Source organism: Collinsella sp. Sow4_E3, assembly GCF_052116285.1.
In the GTDB taxonomy this organism is placed as follows: Bacteria; Actinomycetota; Coriobacteriia; order Coriobacteriales; family Coriobacteriaceae; genus Collinsella.
This window is the reverse complement of sequence record NZ_JBQKLJ010000001.1, coordinates 118,175-134,987: the sequence shown is the minus strand read 5'-3', so window position 1 is coordinate 134,987 and position 16,813 is coordinate 118,175. Positions and strand designations below refer to the sequence as shown.

15 protein-coding genes are annotated in these 16,813 nt (G+C 59.5%); 9 read left to right on the top strand and 6 right to left on the bottom strand.

Going from position 1 to position 16,813, the window contains the following annotated elements; all coding sequences use genetic code 11:
- Window positions 1–105: 105 nt before the first annotated feature.
- The 9 genes from ACTQ48_RS00580 (at window position 106) to ACTQ48_RS00540 (ending at window position 10,185) form a co-directional block, all read left to right on the top strand.
- Window positions 106–669 carry a PTS sugar transporter subunit IIA gene (locus tag ACTQ48_RS00580; protein ID WP_441569868.1) on the top strand — a complete coding sequence of 188 codons (564 nt, stop codon included), beginning with the start codon at window positions 106–108 and terminating at the stop codon, window positions 667–669.
- Window positions 670–847: 178 nt separating this feature from the next.
- Window positions 848–2,251 (top strand): asparagine--tRNA ligase, encoded by a 1,404-nt coding sequence (asnS, locus tag ACTQ48_RS00575; protein WP_441569867.1) that lies wholly within the window; start codon window positions 848–850, stop codon window positions 2,249–2,251.
- 250 nt (window positions 2,252–2,501) lie between these two features.
- Window positions 2,502–3,290, top strand: a complete 789-nt coding sequence (locus ACTQ48_RS00570) for a hypothetical protein (protein WP_441569866.1) — start codon at window positions 2,502–2,504, stop codon at window positions 3,288–3,290.
- A gap of 158 nt (window positions 3,291–3,448) precedes the next feature.
- On the top strand, window positions 3,449–4,429 hold the full coding sequence (locus tag ACTQ48_RS00565) for an ABC transporter substrate-binding protein (RefSeq protein WP_427747699.1): 981 nt from the start codon (window positions 3,449–3,451) through the stop codon (window positions 4,427–4,429).
- Window positions 4,430–4,632: 203 nt separating this feature from the next.
- Window positions 4,633–5,556, top strand: a complete 924-nt coding sequence (locus ACTQ48_RS00560; protein WP_006234992.1) for an ABC transporter permease — start codon at window positions 4,633–4,635, stop codon at window positions 5,554–5,556.
- On the top strand, window positions 5,549–6,343 hold the full coding sequence (locus ACTQ48_RS00555) for an ABC transporter ATP-binding protein (protein WP_117839998.1): 795 nt from the start codon (window positions 5,549–5,551) through the stop codon (window positions 6,341–6,343). The genes ACTQ48_RS00560 and ACTQ48_RS00555 overlap by 8 nt, the downstream gene beginning before the upstream one ends.
- 334 nt (window positions 6,344–6,677) lie before the next feature.
- Window positions 6,678–7,445: a mechanosensitive ion channel family protein gene (locus ACTQ48_RS00550; RefSeq protein ID WP_427718391.1), complete on the top strand. Its 768-nt coding sequence runs from the start codon at window positions 6,678–6,680 to the stop codon at window positions 7,443–7,445.
- Window positions 7,446–7,561: 116 nt separating this feature from the next.
- Window positions 7,562–9,478, top strand: a complete 1,917-nt coding sequence (locus ACTQ48_RS00545; protein ID WP_441569865.1) for a BMP family ABC transporter substrate-binding protein — start codon at window positions 7,562–7,564, stop codon at window positions 9,476–9,478.
- Complete coding sequence (locus tag ACTQ48_RS00540) at window positions 9,475–10,185, top strand: metallophosphoesterase family protein (RefSeq protein WP_441569864.1); 711 nt, start codon at window positions 9,475–9,477, stop codon at window positions 10,183–10,185. The genes ACTQ48_RS00545 and ACTQ48_RS00540 overlap by 4 nt, the downstream gene beginning before the upstream one ends.
- A 50-nt stretch (window positions 10,186–10,235) precedes the next feature.
- On the opposite strand, the gene leuB is transcribed toward ACTQ48_RS00540, so the two are convergent.
- The 6 genes from leuB to rplK form a co-directional block, all read right to left on the bottom strand.
- Window positions 10,236–11,408, bottom strand: a complete 1,173-nt coding sequence (gene leuB, locus ACTQ48_RS00535; RefSeq protein ID WP_441042007.1) for a 3-isopropylmalate dehydrogenase — start codon at window positions 11,406–11,408, stop codon at window positions 10,236–10,238.
- A 6-nt stretch (window positions 11,409–11,414) separates the two neighbouring features.
- On the bottom strand, window positions 11,415–11,927 hold the full coding sequence (locus ACTQ48_RS00530) for a 3-isopropylmalate dehydratase small subunit (protein WP_427727054.1): 513 nt from the start codon (window positions 11,925–11,927) through the stop codon (window positions 11,415–11,417).
- Between the two features lie 252 nt (window positions 11,928–12,179).
- Window positions 12,180–13,445, bottom strand: coding sequence for a 3-isopropylmalate dehydratase large subunit (leuC, locus tag ACTQ48_RS00525; protein ID WP_441569863.1), 1,266 nt, complete (start codon window positions 13,443–13,445; stop codon window positions 12,180–12,182).
- Between the two features lie 41 nt (window positions 13,446–13,486).
- Window positions 13,487–15,022: a 2-isopropylmalate synthase gene (locus tag ACTQ48_RS00520; protein WP_441569862.1), complete on the bottom strand. Its 1,536-nt coding sequence runs from the start codon at window positions 15,020–15,022 to the stop codon at window positions 13,487–13,489.
- A 426-nt stretch (window positions 15,023–15,448) separates the two neighbouring features.
- A complete protein-coding gene (rplA, locus tag ACTQ48_RS00515) occupies window positions 15,449–16,156 on the bottom strand; it encodes a 50S ribosomal protein L1 (protein WP_154514750.1) in 708 nt (235 codons plus the stop codon).
- Window positions 16,157–16,272: 116 nt separating this feature from the next.
- Window positions 16,273–16,701 (bottom strand): 50S ribosomal protein L11, encoded by a 429-nt coding sequence (rplK, locus tag ACTQ48_RS00510; protein WP_022093893.1) that lies wholly within the window; start codon window positions 16,699–16,701, stop codon window positions 16,273–16,275.
- Between the last annotated feature and the right edge of the window lie 112 nt (window positions 16,702–16,813).

The window sequence follows — 16,813 nt, the reverse complement described above, 5'->3', positions numbered from 1 at the left end:
GAGCAGCGTAAAATAGAGACGCTGACCGAGCCGGTAACACACACGAAACGTTTCCGGCAAAACTACGCGTGCGCCACATGCGCACTTGATACGTTGGAGGCATCTATGGGTCTACTCGATTCGCTCAAGTCCACGTTCAGCTCGTCGGGCGAGGCATCCGTACCGCCCGCAGCAAGCTTCGCCACCCGCGAAGGCGTCATCTACGCTCCCGTTAACGGTGTGCTCGTCAATCTAAACGAGATTCCCGACGAGACCATCGCCTCGGGTATGCTCGGCCAGGGCTACGGCATCGAGCCCATCACCGGCACCATCTATGCGCCCGCTAACGGCCGCATCGGCGCCACCACCGTCACCAACCACTCTATTGGCATGATCACCGAGGACGGCCTTCGCGTGTTCATCCATGTCGGCCTGGGCACCGTACAAATGAACGGCAAGGGTTTTGCCCGCTTTGTCGAGATGGGCGATGTGGTCAAGGCAGGCCAGCCGCTCATCAGTTTCGACCGCGATGCCATTAAGGCCGCTGGCCACGAGGACATCGTGACCGTCATCATCTCCGAGCTCGATCGTCTTAAGAGCATCGACCATGTCGGCGAGTCTGGAACGCTTATCGGCGGCAACCCGCTCGTCAAGCTGGGCGACCCGCTGCTGGTGGCTAAGACCAAGTAACGAGTCCTGCGCCGTACAGCCAATAGGCAACACGCAAGCGCCCACGACCATCTGGCCGCGGGCGCTTTTCGTTTGAAAACCGTCCCGTCAATGCCTTATCTGTATAGCCCAAATGAGCCGAGCTGCTAGAATATCGAACTATATGGATAACTATCATTCAACCGCTATGGGAGGATACGTGAACCGCACCAAAATCGCGCAGCTCTATGCCGATGCCGAGTCGCTCGGCGGCCAGACCGTCACTGTCGCCGGCTGGGTCAAGTCCGTCCGCGACATGAAGAACTTTGGCTTCGTCACGCTCAACGACGGCAGCTGCTTCCGCGACCTGCAGGTCGTCATGAACCGCGAGACGCTCGGCAACTACGACGAGATCGCCCACCAAAACGTCTCGGCTGCACTCATTTGCACCGGCACCGTCAAGCTGACCCCCGATGCGCCCCAGCCTTTCGAGCTTTCTGCCACCTCCATCGAGGTAGAGGGCACGAGCGCCCCGGACTACCCGCTGCAGAAGAAGCGCGCAACCGTCGAGTTCCTGCGTACCCAGCAGCACCTGCGCCCGCGCACCAACCTGTTCCGCGCCGTGTTCCGCATCCGCTCTGTCGCGGCTGCCGCCATCCACCGCTTCTTCCAAGAGCAGGGCTTTGTCTACGTCAACACCCCCATCATCACCACGAGTGACTGCGAGGGCGCCGGCGAGATGTTCCGCGTGACCACGATCGACCCCAAAAATCCGCCTCTCACCGAGTCCGGAGAGGTCGACTGGAGCCAGGACTTCTTTGGCAAGCATGCAAGCCTTACCGTGTCCGGCCAGCTCAATGCCGAGAACTTTGCCATGGCCTTTGGCGACGTGTACACCTTTGGCCCCACCTTCCGCGCCGAAAACTCCAACACCACGCGCCACGCCGCCGAGTTTTGGATGATTGAGCCCGAGATGGCCTTTGCCGACCTGAACGACTACATGGATAACGCCGAGGCCATGCTCAAGTACGTTCTTAAGGACGTTATGGCCACTTGCCCCGACGAGCTCAACATGCTCAACAAGTTTGTGGACAAGGGCCTGATCGAGCGCCTGAACCACGTTGCCAACTCCGACTTTGCCCGCGTCACCTACACCGAGGCCGTCGAGATCCTGGAGCAGGCCGTCGCCGCCGGTCACAAGTTTGACTATCCTGTCAGCTGGGGCATTGACCTGCAGACCGAGCACGAGCGCTTCCTGACCGAGGAGCACTTTAAGCGCCCGACCTTCGTGACCGACTACCCGGCCGAGATCAAGGCCTTCTACATGCGCATGAACGACGACGGCAAGACCGTCGCCGCCGCCGACTGCCTGGTTCCCGGTATCGGCGAGATTATCGGCGGCTCCCAGCGCGAGGAGCGCCTGGATCTGCTCGAGGCCCGCATCAAGGACCTGGGCATGGCCCCTGAGCAGTACAAGTACTACCTTGACCTGCGCCGCTATGGCTCCTGCAAGCACGCCGGCTATGGCCTGGGCTTCGAGCGCTTGGTCATGTACCTGACGGGCGTGGGCAACATCCGCGACGTCCTTCCGCACCCCCGCACCGTGGGCAACGCCGATTTCTAATCGCCACAGCTCCGTCCCGCGCGTTACAGCGTGTCGCACCAGCGCCTCTCGGCAAGCCGAGGGGCGCTTTTTTCAACAGCATCCGTCAGGCTTTTGTCAAGTTTTTGGTCAGCTGATCAGGGCTGTTGAAAACTCGACCCGCCGCTTGCCGACGACTACCGACCACCCAGAGTGCCCTGTGCCCCTAAGCAAACCCCGTGTCCTAGGCTCCGTAGCGTCATCACCCAAAAACGGAAAGGACGTGAACGCAATGGCCAAACCCGCTGTTGAGAACTACGAGGCCACGACCAGGGGTGCTGCTTCCATGGCAGCCTATCGCGCTGTGCGCATCCTGCAACTCTTAAGCGAGCATACCGGTGAGGACAAAGCGCTTCCTCCCGATGAGCTGATCGAGCGTCTCGCCCATCCCGACGACCCCGCTCGCATGCCCATCTCGGCAGCGCGGCGCAGTATCCATACCGCGATTTCCGCCCTGCGACATGCCGGATACGAGATTGAGTACAAGCGCGGCGCGGGTTACCGACTTCTCACCCGACCGCTCTCCGACGAGGAAATCATTCGACTCCATGGCATGGTCATGCGCAACCGCTCCACACCCATCGCGACCAGAAAAAGCATAGCGCGCCATCTGGTCGCCATGGCAAGCGCCGACGTTCGCGGCTACCTCGATACGTCCGAGCCGGCACCAAGCGCAGAGGGCAAACCCGCCAAGACCACGCGACCGCCCGCCAAACGCATCGATACCTGCGAGCTCATCGAGCGGGCCATCGACCACGGAACCACGGTGAGCTTTGACATTTCAAGCGTCACGACACATGACAAGATCGAAGTGACGCGGATGACCGTTCGGCCTTTTGCCATCAAACAGCGAGACGGCGTCTCGTATCTGCTGGGAACGGTCGTCGACGAGCACGGCTCCGACGACACCCTGCGCACCGTCGAGGTCGGCCGCATGAGAAACGTTAGCACGCGCCTGCTCGACGGCAAGAAGCTCTTTGCCGCGCTGGACGAGGGGGAGCGGCCCGCGCCCGCCGCCTAAGTCTTGCCGTTGCCCGCCAAATCCCCCGCCGTCCATCCGGTTCAGTATTAAAAAACCCGACAGGTTGTTGAAAAAATGGGCATCGGCGCTACTATAGACCCACTTGCACTTTGTTTGAGTGCAGTGTTTCCAGCAATTTCTATACTGGGGGTAATGACATGAACGACATCACCATCAGCCGCAGGAGCCTTCTGGTCTCCGCCGGCCTGCTCGCACTGGCCCCGCTCGCCGGATGCGGCGGCAACTCTGGTTCCGGCTCTGCAGCCGCCGGTTCCGACTACACCATCGGCGTTCTGCAGCTCACTGAGCACTCCGCGCTCGACGCCGCCAACGACGGCTTTGTCAAGGCCATCAAGAAGAGCGGACTCAAGGTCAAGATCGACCAGAAGAACGCCCAGAACGACCAGTCCACGTGTAAGTCCATCGCCGACAAGTTTGTGGGCGACAACGTCAACTTGATCTACGCCATCGCCACGCCTGCCGCACAGGCTGCCGCCGGCGCCACGGCCGATATCCCCATCGTGGGCTGCGCCATCACCGACTACGCCGCCTCCGGCCTGGTCCAGGACAACGACAAGCCCGGCACCAACGTCACCGGCGCCTCCGACCTCACCCCGGTCGCCGAGCAGCTCGAGATGATGCAGAAGGTCCTGCCCGACGTTAAAAAGGTCGGTCTGCTCTACTGCACCGCCGAGTCCAACTCCGACGTCCAGATCAAGGCCGCCAAGAAGGAACTCGACAAGCTGGGCCTGGAGTACACCGATTTCACCGTCTCGAGCTCCAACGAGATCCAGTCCGTCGTCGAGTCTGCCGTGGGCAAGGTCGACGCGCTCTACTCCCCCACTGACAACACCATCGCCGCGGGCGCTTCGCAGGTCGGTCAGATCTGCAAGGAGAACAAGCTTCCCTTTGTGACCGGCGAGGAGGGCATGTGCATGGCCGGCGGCCTGTTCACCCTTTCCATCAACTATGAGGACCTGGGCTACGCCGCGGGCGAGATGGCCGTTAAGATTCTGAAGGGCGAGGCCAAGCCCGAGGATATGCCGATCAAGCACCTCCCAAGCAAGGATCTGGTCGTCATCAAGAACGACGAGATGGCCGAGGCCCTGGGCATCGACCTTTCCGCTCTAGACGAGTAGCGCCATGCGCGGTAACGCAGCTAGGCACGCGCTTGCGCCATAGCTGCGTTATTCAATATCTGAGTCATTGGGGCGAACGCTAAAGACCGGCGTTCGCCCTGCTTGTTTTTGGTAAAACAAAATGTCCGTCCGCTGCTCTTTTATGCATTGGTACCGCTATTATGGAAAATCACGTGTCCACCCTATCCTAGGAGGTATGAAGCATGCTCATTGCGTTGCAGGGCGCCGTTTCGCAGGGTGTCCTCTGGGGCATTATGGTGCTTGGCGTGTTTATCACGTTCCGCCTGCTCGACATCCCCGATATGACCTGTGACGGCAGCTTTGCCCTCGGCGGCTGCGTCTGCGCCGTGCTCATCGTCAACAACAATGTCGACCCGTTGCTCGCCGTTTTGGCCGGCATGTGCGCCGGCGCCATTGCGGGCGCGGTCACGGGCATTCTGACCACCGTCTTTGAGATTCCCGCGATCCTCGCCGGAATCCTCACCCAGATCAGCCTGTGGTCCATCAACCTGCGCATCATGGGCAAATCCAACACGCCCATCCTTGCCAAGGGCACCGTGTTCTCGGCCGTCAGCAATATGACGGGCCTGCCGCAGTCCACCGTTGCCATCATCCTGGGCATCTTGCTCGCCGTGGCTATCGTTGCCATCCTGTATTGGTTCTTTGGCACCGAGATCGGCTCGGCGCTGCGCGCCACCGGCAACAACGAGTACATGATCCGTGCCCTGGGCGTCAACACCAACTCCACTAAGATGATCGCCCTCGTGCTCTCCAACGCCCTCATTGGCCTTTCGGGCGCGCTCATCTGCCAGAGCCAGAAGTACGCCGACATTGGCATGGGCACCGGCGCCATCGTTATCGGTCTTGCCGCCATTGTTATCGGCGAGGTGCTCGGCCGCCTGCTGCCCGGCGGTCTCACGCAGTTTAGCGTCCGTCTTGCCTCCGCCGTCTTTGGCTCCGTGGTGTACTTCCTCATCCGCGCCATCGTGCTGCAGCTGGGCATGGACGCCAACGACATGAAGCTGCTCTCCGCCGTGATTGTCGCCGTGGCCCTATGCGTGCCCGTGGTTTGGGAGCGCTATAAGCTCCGCAGCTCCTACACGAAGGGGGATGAGGCAGATGCTTAAGCTCTCGCACGTCAAGAAGACCTTTAACAAGGGCACCGTCACCGAAAAGCGCGCTCTTACCGGCGTCGACCTTACCCTCAACGATGGCGACTTTGTAACCGTGATTGGCGGCAACGGCGCCGGCAAGTCCACGCTGCTCAACATGATCGCCGGCGTATATCCGCTCGATTCGGGCGTTATCGAGCTCGACGGCACCGACATCTCGCGTCTGAGCGAGTCGCAGCGTGCCAAGTACCTGGGCCGCGTGTTCCAGGACCCCATGCGCGGCACCGCAGCCGACATGCAAATTGCCGAGAACCTGGCACTCGCCAAGCGTCGCGGCCAGCGTCGCGGCCTTTCGTGGGGCGTCACCAAGGCCGAGAAGGACGAGTACGTCAAGCTGCTCAAACGCCTGGACCTTGGTCTGGACACGCGCCTCAACGCCAAGGTCGGCCTGCTCTCGGGCGGCCAGCGCCAGGCACTCACCCTGCTCATGGCCACGCTCACCAAGCCGCGCCTGCTGCTGCTCGACGAGCATACCGCGGCACTCGACCCCAAGACGGCCTCTAAGGTGCTCAATCTGACCGAGGAGATCGTCGACGAGAACCACCTGACCACGCTCATGGTCACGCATAACATGAACGACGCTATCCGTCTGGGCAATCGCCTGATCATGATGCACGAGGGCCACGTAATCTACGACGTGGCGGGCGATGAGAAGAAATCGCTCACCGTGGCCGACTTGCTTCAGAAGTTCGAGGAGGTCTCGGGCGGCGAGCTCGCCAACGACCGCATGCTGCTGAGCTAAACCTACCAAAAAGGGACAGGTTTATTTTGGCAGGTTTTATCTGCGCAGACGTCAAAACCGCCGCAAAGGGACAGACACCTTTGCGGCGGTTTTCGCATATTATGTCGATAATCCAGCGTCAGCAGGGACCACTGGTTAAGAACTAAGGAAACTGCCATGAGAGGATCTCTTCCTCGTCTTGCTTGACCGCCGCACTCCTTGCCGGCGTACTCGCCGGCGCCCCAGCTTACGCCACCGCGGACGCCCCATCTCAAGCTATCGGCCCGTCCGTTGTGATCGGACGGGCTTTTTGGTGGGTATCATGGTTGAACGATCTTGAGGAGGTTTTCCCTACATGGAATTGTTTGAGCCGATTCTTCATTTCTTTGAGCAGCGGTGGGTCCACAACATCATCTGGGCTGGTATCTTGGCGATAGGCACCGCCGTCGCCGCCAAAGTCGTTTCCAAGACGCTGCGTCACCTGCTCAACCGCGACGATAACCCGCTTCCGGCATCGAGTATCTTCATCAACATTGCGCGCGCCGTCATCTGGATGATCGGCGGCAGTTTTATCCTCGACAACTGCTTTGGCATTAACGCAAACGCGCTCGTCGCCGCTCTTGGCGTCGGCGGCATTGCCATCTCGCTCGGCTTTCAGGACACGCTGTCGAACCTTATCGGCGGCATGCAGGTGACCTTTATGGGCATCATCAAGCCCGGCGACAATATCGAGGTCGGCGGCGTGTCGGGCGTGGTACAGGACATCACCTGGCGCCACACGACCATCGAGGATGCCTACGGGCAGACCATCATTGTGCCCAACTCCAACATCTCCAAGGACACGCTCGTGCATCTGATGCCCTTTGGGCGCGTGGCCGTGCCCGTTGCCGTAAAGGACACGTCTAAATGGGCTTCCCTTGACGCGCTGGCAGACGAGCTGACCAGCGCCACCAAGGCCGCCGTGCTTCCCATCTCGGGCTTTGACCAGGAGCCCTACGTGCTCTTTAGCGAAATCGGCGACTTTGGCATCAAGGGCAAGATCATCTTTATCGTCAGTGACGACAGCACCACACTCACCGCTGCCGACGCCTGCATCCGCGCTATCGCTCCCATCATCGCCTAAACCGCCACAAAGGGGACAGTGAACTGCCTCCCATTTCTTTGACATCGGGAAATGGGAGGTTTTCATTCGTGGTACCATAGTTCATACAGTTGTTTAAACGACTAAGGGAGCAAACTATGGAAGAGGCCTACCGTCAAGCACGCAAGCGCGGCGAGCAAGGACGTCGACGCGCCATTAGCCAAAGCGAGCATCCATACCTTACGGACCTCGACAGTTTGGTTGCCCAGCTCCCCCTAGGTCAGCGAGAGAATGTCGGCCTGCGGGATATTCCGCTCGAAATGGTTGTCGGCACGGTTACCAAGGGCCGTCAGTCCGCCTTTTCATGCAACTTTATGCCCCTGCTGCCGTTTAGCACCGAGTTCGCCCGCAAGTGGTCCAACCTCTACGACATTCAGGTAACCGAGGGCTATCGCGACCCCATCATCGTCACCGAGTTCATGCATCGGTTCTATGTCCAGGAGGGCAACAAGCGCGTCAGCGTCCTCAAATTCCTGGACGCCCCGACGGTTTCGGCCAAGGTCACCCGCCTCTACCCCGGCAAATGGGATTCCGTCGAAAGTCGCCTGTACGGCGAGTTCTGCGCGTTTTGGCGTGTCTGCCCCCTATACGAGATCGAGTTCTCGCGCGAAGGAAGCTACGAAACGCTCGCCAAGATGCTCGGTCAGAACCTTATCGAAAAATGGCCCCAGAAAAAGGTCGATTACCTGCGCCACACCTTCCTACTCTTTAAGCGCGCCTACCTTCGCGCGGGCGGCGACCACCTGGACATTACGCCCGCCGACGCCATGCTCGTGTACCTCAATGTGTACAACCAGGACCGCCTGCTGGATACGCCGACAGATATCGTCGTAAACCGCCTGTGCAAGATCTGGCGCGAGCTGGTCATTGCCGGGAAAAGTGACGAGGACAAGGTCGATCTTGTCGAAGCGCCGAACGTCGATGAGGAGGAGTTGCCCGCCAAGTCCACCTCCGGCATGCTCAACTTCTTTATGGGCAAGACCGTCTATTCGGCGGCCAACCCCCTGCGCATCGCCTTTATCCATGAATTCACCTGTGCGACGTCGAGCTGGGACAGCCTGCACGACCAAGGGCGTCAGTATCTCGATGAGCACTTTGGCGGTATCGTGCGCACCGAGGCGTTTGAGGACTGTCACGATCCGGACGTGTTCTACGCCGCCGTGGAAACGGCTGTCAAACATGGAGCTAACGTCATCTTCTCGACCTCGCACCGCCTGATGGAATACACGCTCAGGGCTGCCGTTGAATATCCCCGGGTTCGGTTCCTTAACTGCTCCATCGGCCTTCCCCACCAAAGCGTCCGTTCGTACTTTGGCAAGATGTACGAAGCCAAGTTTCTCCTGGGCGCCCTTGCCGCCAGCATGGCGGACAACCACCGCATCGGTTACCACGCGTCGGTCTTCGCCTCGGGTGCACTCAGCGAGATCAATGCCTTTGCGATTGGCGCCTCGCTGCTCGACCCCCGCGCGCAAATTATCCTGACCTGGGGCGATGTGCCCGCCGGAGGCCTTGCCGAGGCCATGTGCCGCGAAGGTGTGAGCGTCATGACCGGCGCCGACATGTCAAAGTCGCTCGAAGACCCCACGGCCTACGGACTCCACCGCCTGGTCGATGGCAAGGTTGCCGGCATTGCCATGCCGGTATGGAACTGGGGCCGATACTACGAGCTTATCGTGCGAAGTCTGCTGCATGGCACCTGGGATGAGACCAGTGACGACAGCCAGCTTCGCGCCGTCAACTACTGGTATGGCATGAGCTCGGGCGTTATCGATATTCGCTACGCTCCGGGTCTGCCCTATCAGACGCGCAAGCTTGTTCAGCTCCTCCGCAATGGCATCGTCGAGGGCTCCATCAATCCATTTGGCGGCGAGCTCCATAGCCAAGACGGCGTGGTGCAGATTGAGGGCTTTCCCCCACTGCCGAGCACGCAAATCGTCGAGATGGACTGGCTGGCAGACAACGTGGTGGGCACCATTCCGCAGCCCGACGATGAGCCGAAGGTCCGTGCTCTATGAAAATCCTTGCCATAGCCGATACCGAAGAGCGATGCCTGTGGGAGTGCTTTCGCAAGGAACGCTTTGAGGGTGTCGACCTAATTTTGTCCGCTGGCGATCTGGACCCGGACTATCTTGAGTTTTTGGTCACGGTCATCAACAGACCGCTCATCTACGTGCGTGGCAATCACGATGACCGCTACGCGCGTCATGCACCGGGCGGCTGCATCTGTGTCGAAGACACCGTGTACGTGTATCGCGGCGTCCGCATTGCGGGGCTTGGCGGCTCCATGCGCTATCGAGATGGCGCTAACATGTACACCGAGCGCGATATGGCCAAGCGCATGCGTAAGCTGTCCCGCAAAGTGAGGATGGTCGGCGGCTGCGACATCTTGCTCACCCATGCGCCCGCCGCCGGCATGGGCGATCTGGACGATCTGCCGCATCGGGGATTCGAATGCTTTAACACAGCGCTCGAGACATGGAATCCCGACTACATGGTGCACGGGCATGTGCACCAATGCTATGTTCGCGACTTTCAACGCGAACGCCAGCACGCATGCGGGACGACGATTATCAACGCCTGCGGCTATACGCAGTTTGAGCTGGACGAGGCGCGCTACCCCATCCGTGGATGGCAGGCAGCCTGGCTCAATTCGCAAACCATGCGCCGCGAGCTCAAGCGCCACGAGGCAATCGAGTCCTCAACCGCCAGAACCCCCTGGTAACCACCACAAAGGGGACAAGCACCTTTGTGGTGGTTCCGGACATCTCGACGCTACAGCGCGGCGATGACCTTATCGCCCATCTGGGTCGTGCCGAGGATCTTATCGGCAGGGGTACTGGCATCGGCAATGTCGCGGGTGCGCCAGCCTTCGTCAAGCACACGTGCCACGGCATTTTCGATCCAAGCAGCCTGCTCACCCATGTCGAGCGCGTACGTGAGCAGCATTGCCGCCGACAGGATCTGCGCGAGCGGGTTAGCGATACCGAGCCCCGCGATGTCGGGCGCGCTGCCGGCGCTCGGCTCAAACAGCGACACACCATCGCCCAGCGAAGCCGAGGCAAGCATGCCGAGCGATCCGGTAATCTGCGCCGCCTCGTCGGAGAGAATGTCGCCGAACATGTTCTCCGTAACTACGACGTCAAAGTCGGCCGGTCGGTTAATGAGCTGCATGGCGGCGTTGTCGACGAGCAGGTCCTCAAGCTCTACATCTGGATACTCCTCGTCATGCACGCGATGCACGACCTCACGCCACATGCGGCTCGTCTCCAATACATTGCGCTTATCCACGCTTGTCACCTTGCCGCGGCGCTTGCGAGCTGCCTCGAACGCCTGGCGGGCGATGCGCTCAACTTCGTACTCGCGGTACTCCATTACGTCAACCGCGCGCTGGCCAGCCACACCGTCGGTGCCCGCACCGCCCTCGTCATAAAAGCGCTCGTGCTTGCCAAAGTAAATGCCACCGGTAAGTTCGCGGACGAGTACCATGTCAACGCCCTTGATGACTTCGGGACGAAGCGTCGATGCGCTGGCAAGTGCGTCGTAGATTTTTACAGGGCGAAGGTTGGTATAGAGGCCGAGTTCTTTGCGGATACGCAGCAAGCCTTGCTCGGGGCGCGGGACCGCCGGATCGGTCGAATCCCACTTTGGGCCACCGACGGATGCCAACAGCACGGCGTCCGACGCCTTTGCCGCCGCAAGGGTTTCATCGGGCAGCGGATTGCCGCACGCATCGATCGCCGCGCCACCAATCAGGTGATCCTCAAAGGCAAACTCTACGCCAGCGCGCTTGCCCACGGCAGCCAGCACCTTCTTACCCTCGGCAATGACCTCGGGCCCAATGCCGTCACCAGGAAGACAGCAGATCTTATAGGTCTTCTTCACGTTGCAGCTCCAGCTCTCGCTACTCGGCCCGTTTGCAAACGGATTATCCAGCTTGACCGTCATAATCGCTTACGCCTCCTGAGCCTTTGCCGCGACAATCTTGGCACGCGTGCGCGCAACCAAACCGCCGGCCTCGATAATCTCGGCAATAAATGGCGGGAACGGCTCAGCTGTAAAAGTCTCGCCAGTACGCTCGTTGGTGATGACACCCGCATCGGTATCGACCTTCACGGTATCGCCGGCACAAATCGCATCGACAGCTTCGGGGCACTCCATAATGGGCAGGCCCACGTTAATGGCATTGCGATAGAAGATGCGTGCGAAGCTCTTGGCAATAACACACGACACCCCTGCAGCCTTAATGGCAACCGGGGCATGCTCACGCGAAGAACCGCAACCAAAGTTCTCCTCAGCCACAATGATGTCACCGGGCCTCACGGCAGAGGCAAACGCGGGATCAATATCCTCCATAGCATGCGCCGCCAAGTGCGCATGATCCGACGAGTTCAGATACCGAGCAGGAATAATCACGTCCGTATCAACATCACGACCATATCGAAAAACCGAACCTTCAAAGTTCATATCATTCTCCGTTCAAACATGGAATGCGGGGGATTTGATATTTACTTACTTACTCGGACAGTCCTGCTCGCACGGAGAGCACATTAAGTGCTCTCCGGCTCGTGCGGAACTCGACGCAAGCAAATATCAAATCCCTCGTTCGCGTTTCGGCTACAAAAAAGCTAATGGAAAGTTAGCGTTCGCCTTCGGCGAACAAAAAAAGTGCCAGGACTGTCCGCAGTAGCGAGCAAAGGTCGAAGGACCCCGTAGCCCCTACAGGTCAGACGGCAAGCATATGTGCCCCGCCACGGCAGAAGCAGCCGCCACGGCCGGCGAGGCCAGATAGACCTCGGACGTGGGGTCGCCCATACGGCCGACAAAGTTGCGGTTGGTCGTAGAAACGCAACGCTCCCCCGCCGCCAAGATGCCCATGTAGCCGCCCAGGCACGGACCGCACGTGGGCGTGGAGAACACACAGTTGGCATCTAGGAAAATGTCGGTCAATCCCTCCTTCATGCACTGGCGGAAGACCGCCTGGGTCGCCGGAATCACGATGCAACGCACCCCGTCGGCAACCTTATGGCCGCGCATGACTTCGGCCGCAGCACGCATATCCTCGATACGTCCGTTGGTGCACGAGCCGATGACCGCCTGGTCGATCATGATGTGACGGCTCTCGCTCACCGGATGGGTGTTGCTGGGCAGATGCGGCCACGATACACACGGCTTAATGTCGGCCGCGTCAATGGCAATAACCTGGGCATACTCGGCGTCTGGATCGGCGTGATACTCAACGTAATCACGTTCGCAGCGCCCCTTGAGCCAGGCGCGGGCAACATCATCGACCTCGATAATGCCCGCCTTGCCGCCCGCTTCGATCGCCATGTTCGAAATTGTCATGCGACCTTCCATCGACAGGCCCTCGATGGTGTTGCCGGCAAACTCCATGGCCTGGTACAGGGCACCGTCCACGCCGATCATGCCAATAATGTGCAGGATGATGTCCTTGGCGGTGGCACCGTCCTCAAGCTCGCCGTTAATCTCAAAGCGAATCGTCGGCGGAACCTTAAACCATGCGCGCCCCGTGGCAATGCCCACGCCGGCGTCTGTTGAGCCCACACCGGTCGAAAACGCACCCAAGGCGCCATACGTGCAGGTATGCGAGTCGGCACCGATAATCAGATCGCCCGGGACCACCACGCCGCGCTCGGGCAGCAGGGCATGCTCAATGCCCGCGCAGCCTTGCTCGTAATAGTGCGTCACATGCTGCTCGTGCGCAAAATCTCGCATCTTCTTTGTCTGCTCGGCGCTCTTAATGTCCTTGTTGGGCGCATAGTGATCGGGCACCAGGCAAACGCGGTCGCGATCGAACACCTCGGTGGCACCCAGCTCGCGAAAGACATCGATCGCGATAGGTGCGGTAATATCATTGGCGAGCACGATGTCCAGGTCGCATTCGACCAGCTGGCCCGGCTTTACCTCGTCCAGGCCTGCGTGTGCCGCCAAAATTTTCTCTGCTACGGTCATGGGACGTGCCATGTGATTCCCCTCTCAAGCGGGCTTTGCCCTGCCGAATATCGTTACTTGCCCGCCTTGGAACGGTTGGTCTGAATCATGCGGTTAATAGCGTTGATGTAAGCCTTGGCCGAGCTCACGATAATGTCGGTATCCGCGCCGCGGCCGGTGTAAATCTTTCCATCCTCGGCGGTGATGCGCACCGTCACCTCACCGATGGCGTCGATACCACGCGTAATGGCCTTAACGTTGAACTCCGTCAGCTCGCCATGGGCAGAGATGGCCTTGTCAACCGCCTTGTAGGCCGCATCAACCGGACCGGTACCCGTCGAGCAAACCACCCGTGTCGCGCCGTCCTCGTCCGTGATGGTCGCCGTGGCCGTAGGAATAAGCGGGTCGCCGCAGGAAACCTGGAGCGCGTCGAGGGTGTAGATCGCCTTGACCTCGCGCTGGCGCTCCTGAATCATCGACTCCAGGTCCTCGTCAAAGACCTCTTTCTTTTGATCTGCAATCTCCAAGAAGCGCTGATAGATCGACTCGAATTCCTCATCGCCAAACGTATAACCCAGCTCGGCGAGACGATGGCGCAGTGCCGCATGGCCCGAACGTGCCGAAAGGATAATCTCGGATCCCGCTGCACCCACGTCCTTGGGATCGATAATCTCGTAGGTGTCACGCGCCTTGAGCACGCCATCCTGGTGAATGCCCGAGCTGTGGGCAAACGCATTAGCACCCACAATGGACTTGTTGGGCTGCACGTTGATACCAGTGATTGAACTGACGAGCTTGGATGCGCGCGTGAGCTCGGTCGTTACGATATCGGTATGTGCATCCAGATCCTGCTCGTGCATCCTCATGGCCATGACGACCTCCTCGAGCGCCGTGTTGCCCGCGCGCTCGCCCAAGCCGTTGACGGTGCACTCGATCTGCGTCGCGCCATTGCGGACCGCCTCGAGTGCAAGGGCTGTGGCCATGCCCAGATCGTTATGCGTGTGGACCGAAATCGTAACGTCCTCGATTCCGGCCACGCGCTCGCGCAGATCGCGAATACGAGCACCAAACTCCCAAGGCATGTTATAGCCCGTGGTGTCCGGAATATTCACGACCGTAGCGCCGGCCTTGATCGCTGCCTCGATAATGCGGACCAGGAACTCCTGATCGGAGCGGCCCGCATCCTCGGCATAAAACTCGACATCGTCGACAAACTTACGAGCGTGCTTTACAGCGTGAACGGCACGCTCGATAGCCTCGTCTTCGGTCATATGGAGCTTGTCGCGCAAATGGCTGGGGCTCACACCCAGACCGGTATGGATACGGGGCCTCTGAGCCGTCTTGAGGGCTTCTGCGGCCACTTCGATATCCTTATCGACCGCACGGGTGAGACCGCATACCGTGCACCGGTCACCCGCGATCTTGCCAATCTCCTGTACGGAACGATAATCACCGGGGCTCGAAATAGGAAATCCCGCCTCGATCACATCGACATTCATACGTACCAGCTGGCGTGCAATAACGAGCTTTTCCTCGGTATTCATGCTGGCGCCGGGAGACTGCTCCCCGTCACGAAGCGTTGTGTCAAAGATTGCGATTTTGCGGCTCATGATTTCCTCCTGACAGGCTAAAGATACAGATGGCTTTCAGGAGAGATGGAGTGCCCCAAGATAGAATAATACCCGTGTCGCCCATCACGCCCAAAAGCGGCGGAAGATAGCGCACCCGGGTACAACTAATCGTTATAGCGAAATTACAACCCTAGCGCGCTATCTAATCTAGTAGCGCTAGGCCTAGGAGCTGCTGTTTGTTATAGAACATGTCTGGCTCCTTTCAGCCTCGGGTATTCACTACATTGGGCTAAAGTGTAACACAGGCAAAACGACGCGCAACGGGGATTTTGAACCAAAACCACCACAAAGGCGCCTATCTCCTTCGTGTTGGTTTTGGCCCGAAACAGCAAGGAACCCGGTCCTGCACAAGACAGAACCGGGTTCCTTTAGCAATGCTTGCTTTGCTCAGGCAGTAACTAGAAGTTACTCAGCCAGGAAGTCACGCTGGACAGCGGGATCGACCTTGACGCCAGGGCCCATGGTGGAAGACACAGAGATGGACTTGACGTACTTGCCCTTAGCAGAAGAGGGCTTGACGCGCAGGATCTCGGTGTACAGGGCAGCGTAGTTCTCAACGAGCTGCTGCTCAGAGAAGGACTTCTTGCCCAGGGGCACGTGGCAGATGCCATAACGGTCGGCGCGATACTCAACGCGGCCGGCCTTGAGCTCGGAGACCATCTTGGCGACGTCCATGGTCACGGTGCCGAGCTTGGGGTTCGGCATGAGGCCACGGGGACCAAGGATCTTACCGATGCGGCCAACCTTGGCCATCATGTTCGGCGTAGCGATAGCGGCGTCGAAGTTGATCTCGCCCTTCTGGATCTGGGCGACGAGCTCGTCGGAACCGATGATGTCGGCGCCGGCAGCCTCGGCCTCACGGGCCTTCTCGCCCTCGGCGAAGACGGCAACACGAACGGTCTTGCCGGTGCCGTGGGGCAGGGAGATGGAACCACGGATGTTCTGGTCAGCCTTACGAGTATCGATGCCCAGACGGAAGTGGGCCTCGACGGTCTCGTCGAACTTGGCGGTGTCGAGCTCCTTGATGAGCTTGGCAGCCTGAAGGGGGGTGTAGAGCGTGGCGCGGTCGACCTTCTCGGCAGCGGCGTTATAGCTCTTACCATGCTTAGCCATGTGCATTACCTCCTGTGGTTAAACGGGCGTGAGCCCTCCCACATCGTATCGTGTGCCCTATTGCACACATTTAACGGGCGTCCCGGTCGGAGCACCCGTCGTTACCTAGAAAAACGCTACTCAGCGATGGTGACGCCCATGGAACGGGCGGTACCGGCGATGATCTTCTTGGCGGCGTCAATGTCGTTGGCATTGAGGTCCGGCATCTTGATCTCGGCGATCTTGGTGAGCTGCTCCTGAGAGAGCTGGCCAACCTTGTCGGCCTGGGGCTTAGCGGAACCAGACTTGAGGTTCAGCTCCTTCTTGATGAGGTGAGCCGCCGGCGGAGTCTTGGTGATGAAGGAGAAGGACTTATCCTCGTAGACAGAGATCTCAACGGGGATAATGTCGCCCTTCTTGTCCTGCGTCTCGGCGTTAAAGGCCTGGCAGAACTGCATGATGTTCACGCCAGCAGCGCCCAGGGCGGGGCCGACGGGAGGAGCGGGGTTAGCGGCACCAGCAGGAATCTGGAGCTTAATGACGTTGGCAACCTTCTTCTCAGCCATGGTCATTCCTTTCGAATCACGAGTGTGAAGTACTTGCTATATCGTAAGCACGCACGTGTTAGAAGCACTCCTGAGATGAGCAGTCACAGAAGAAGCACGCTCGCGCGAACGG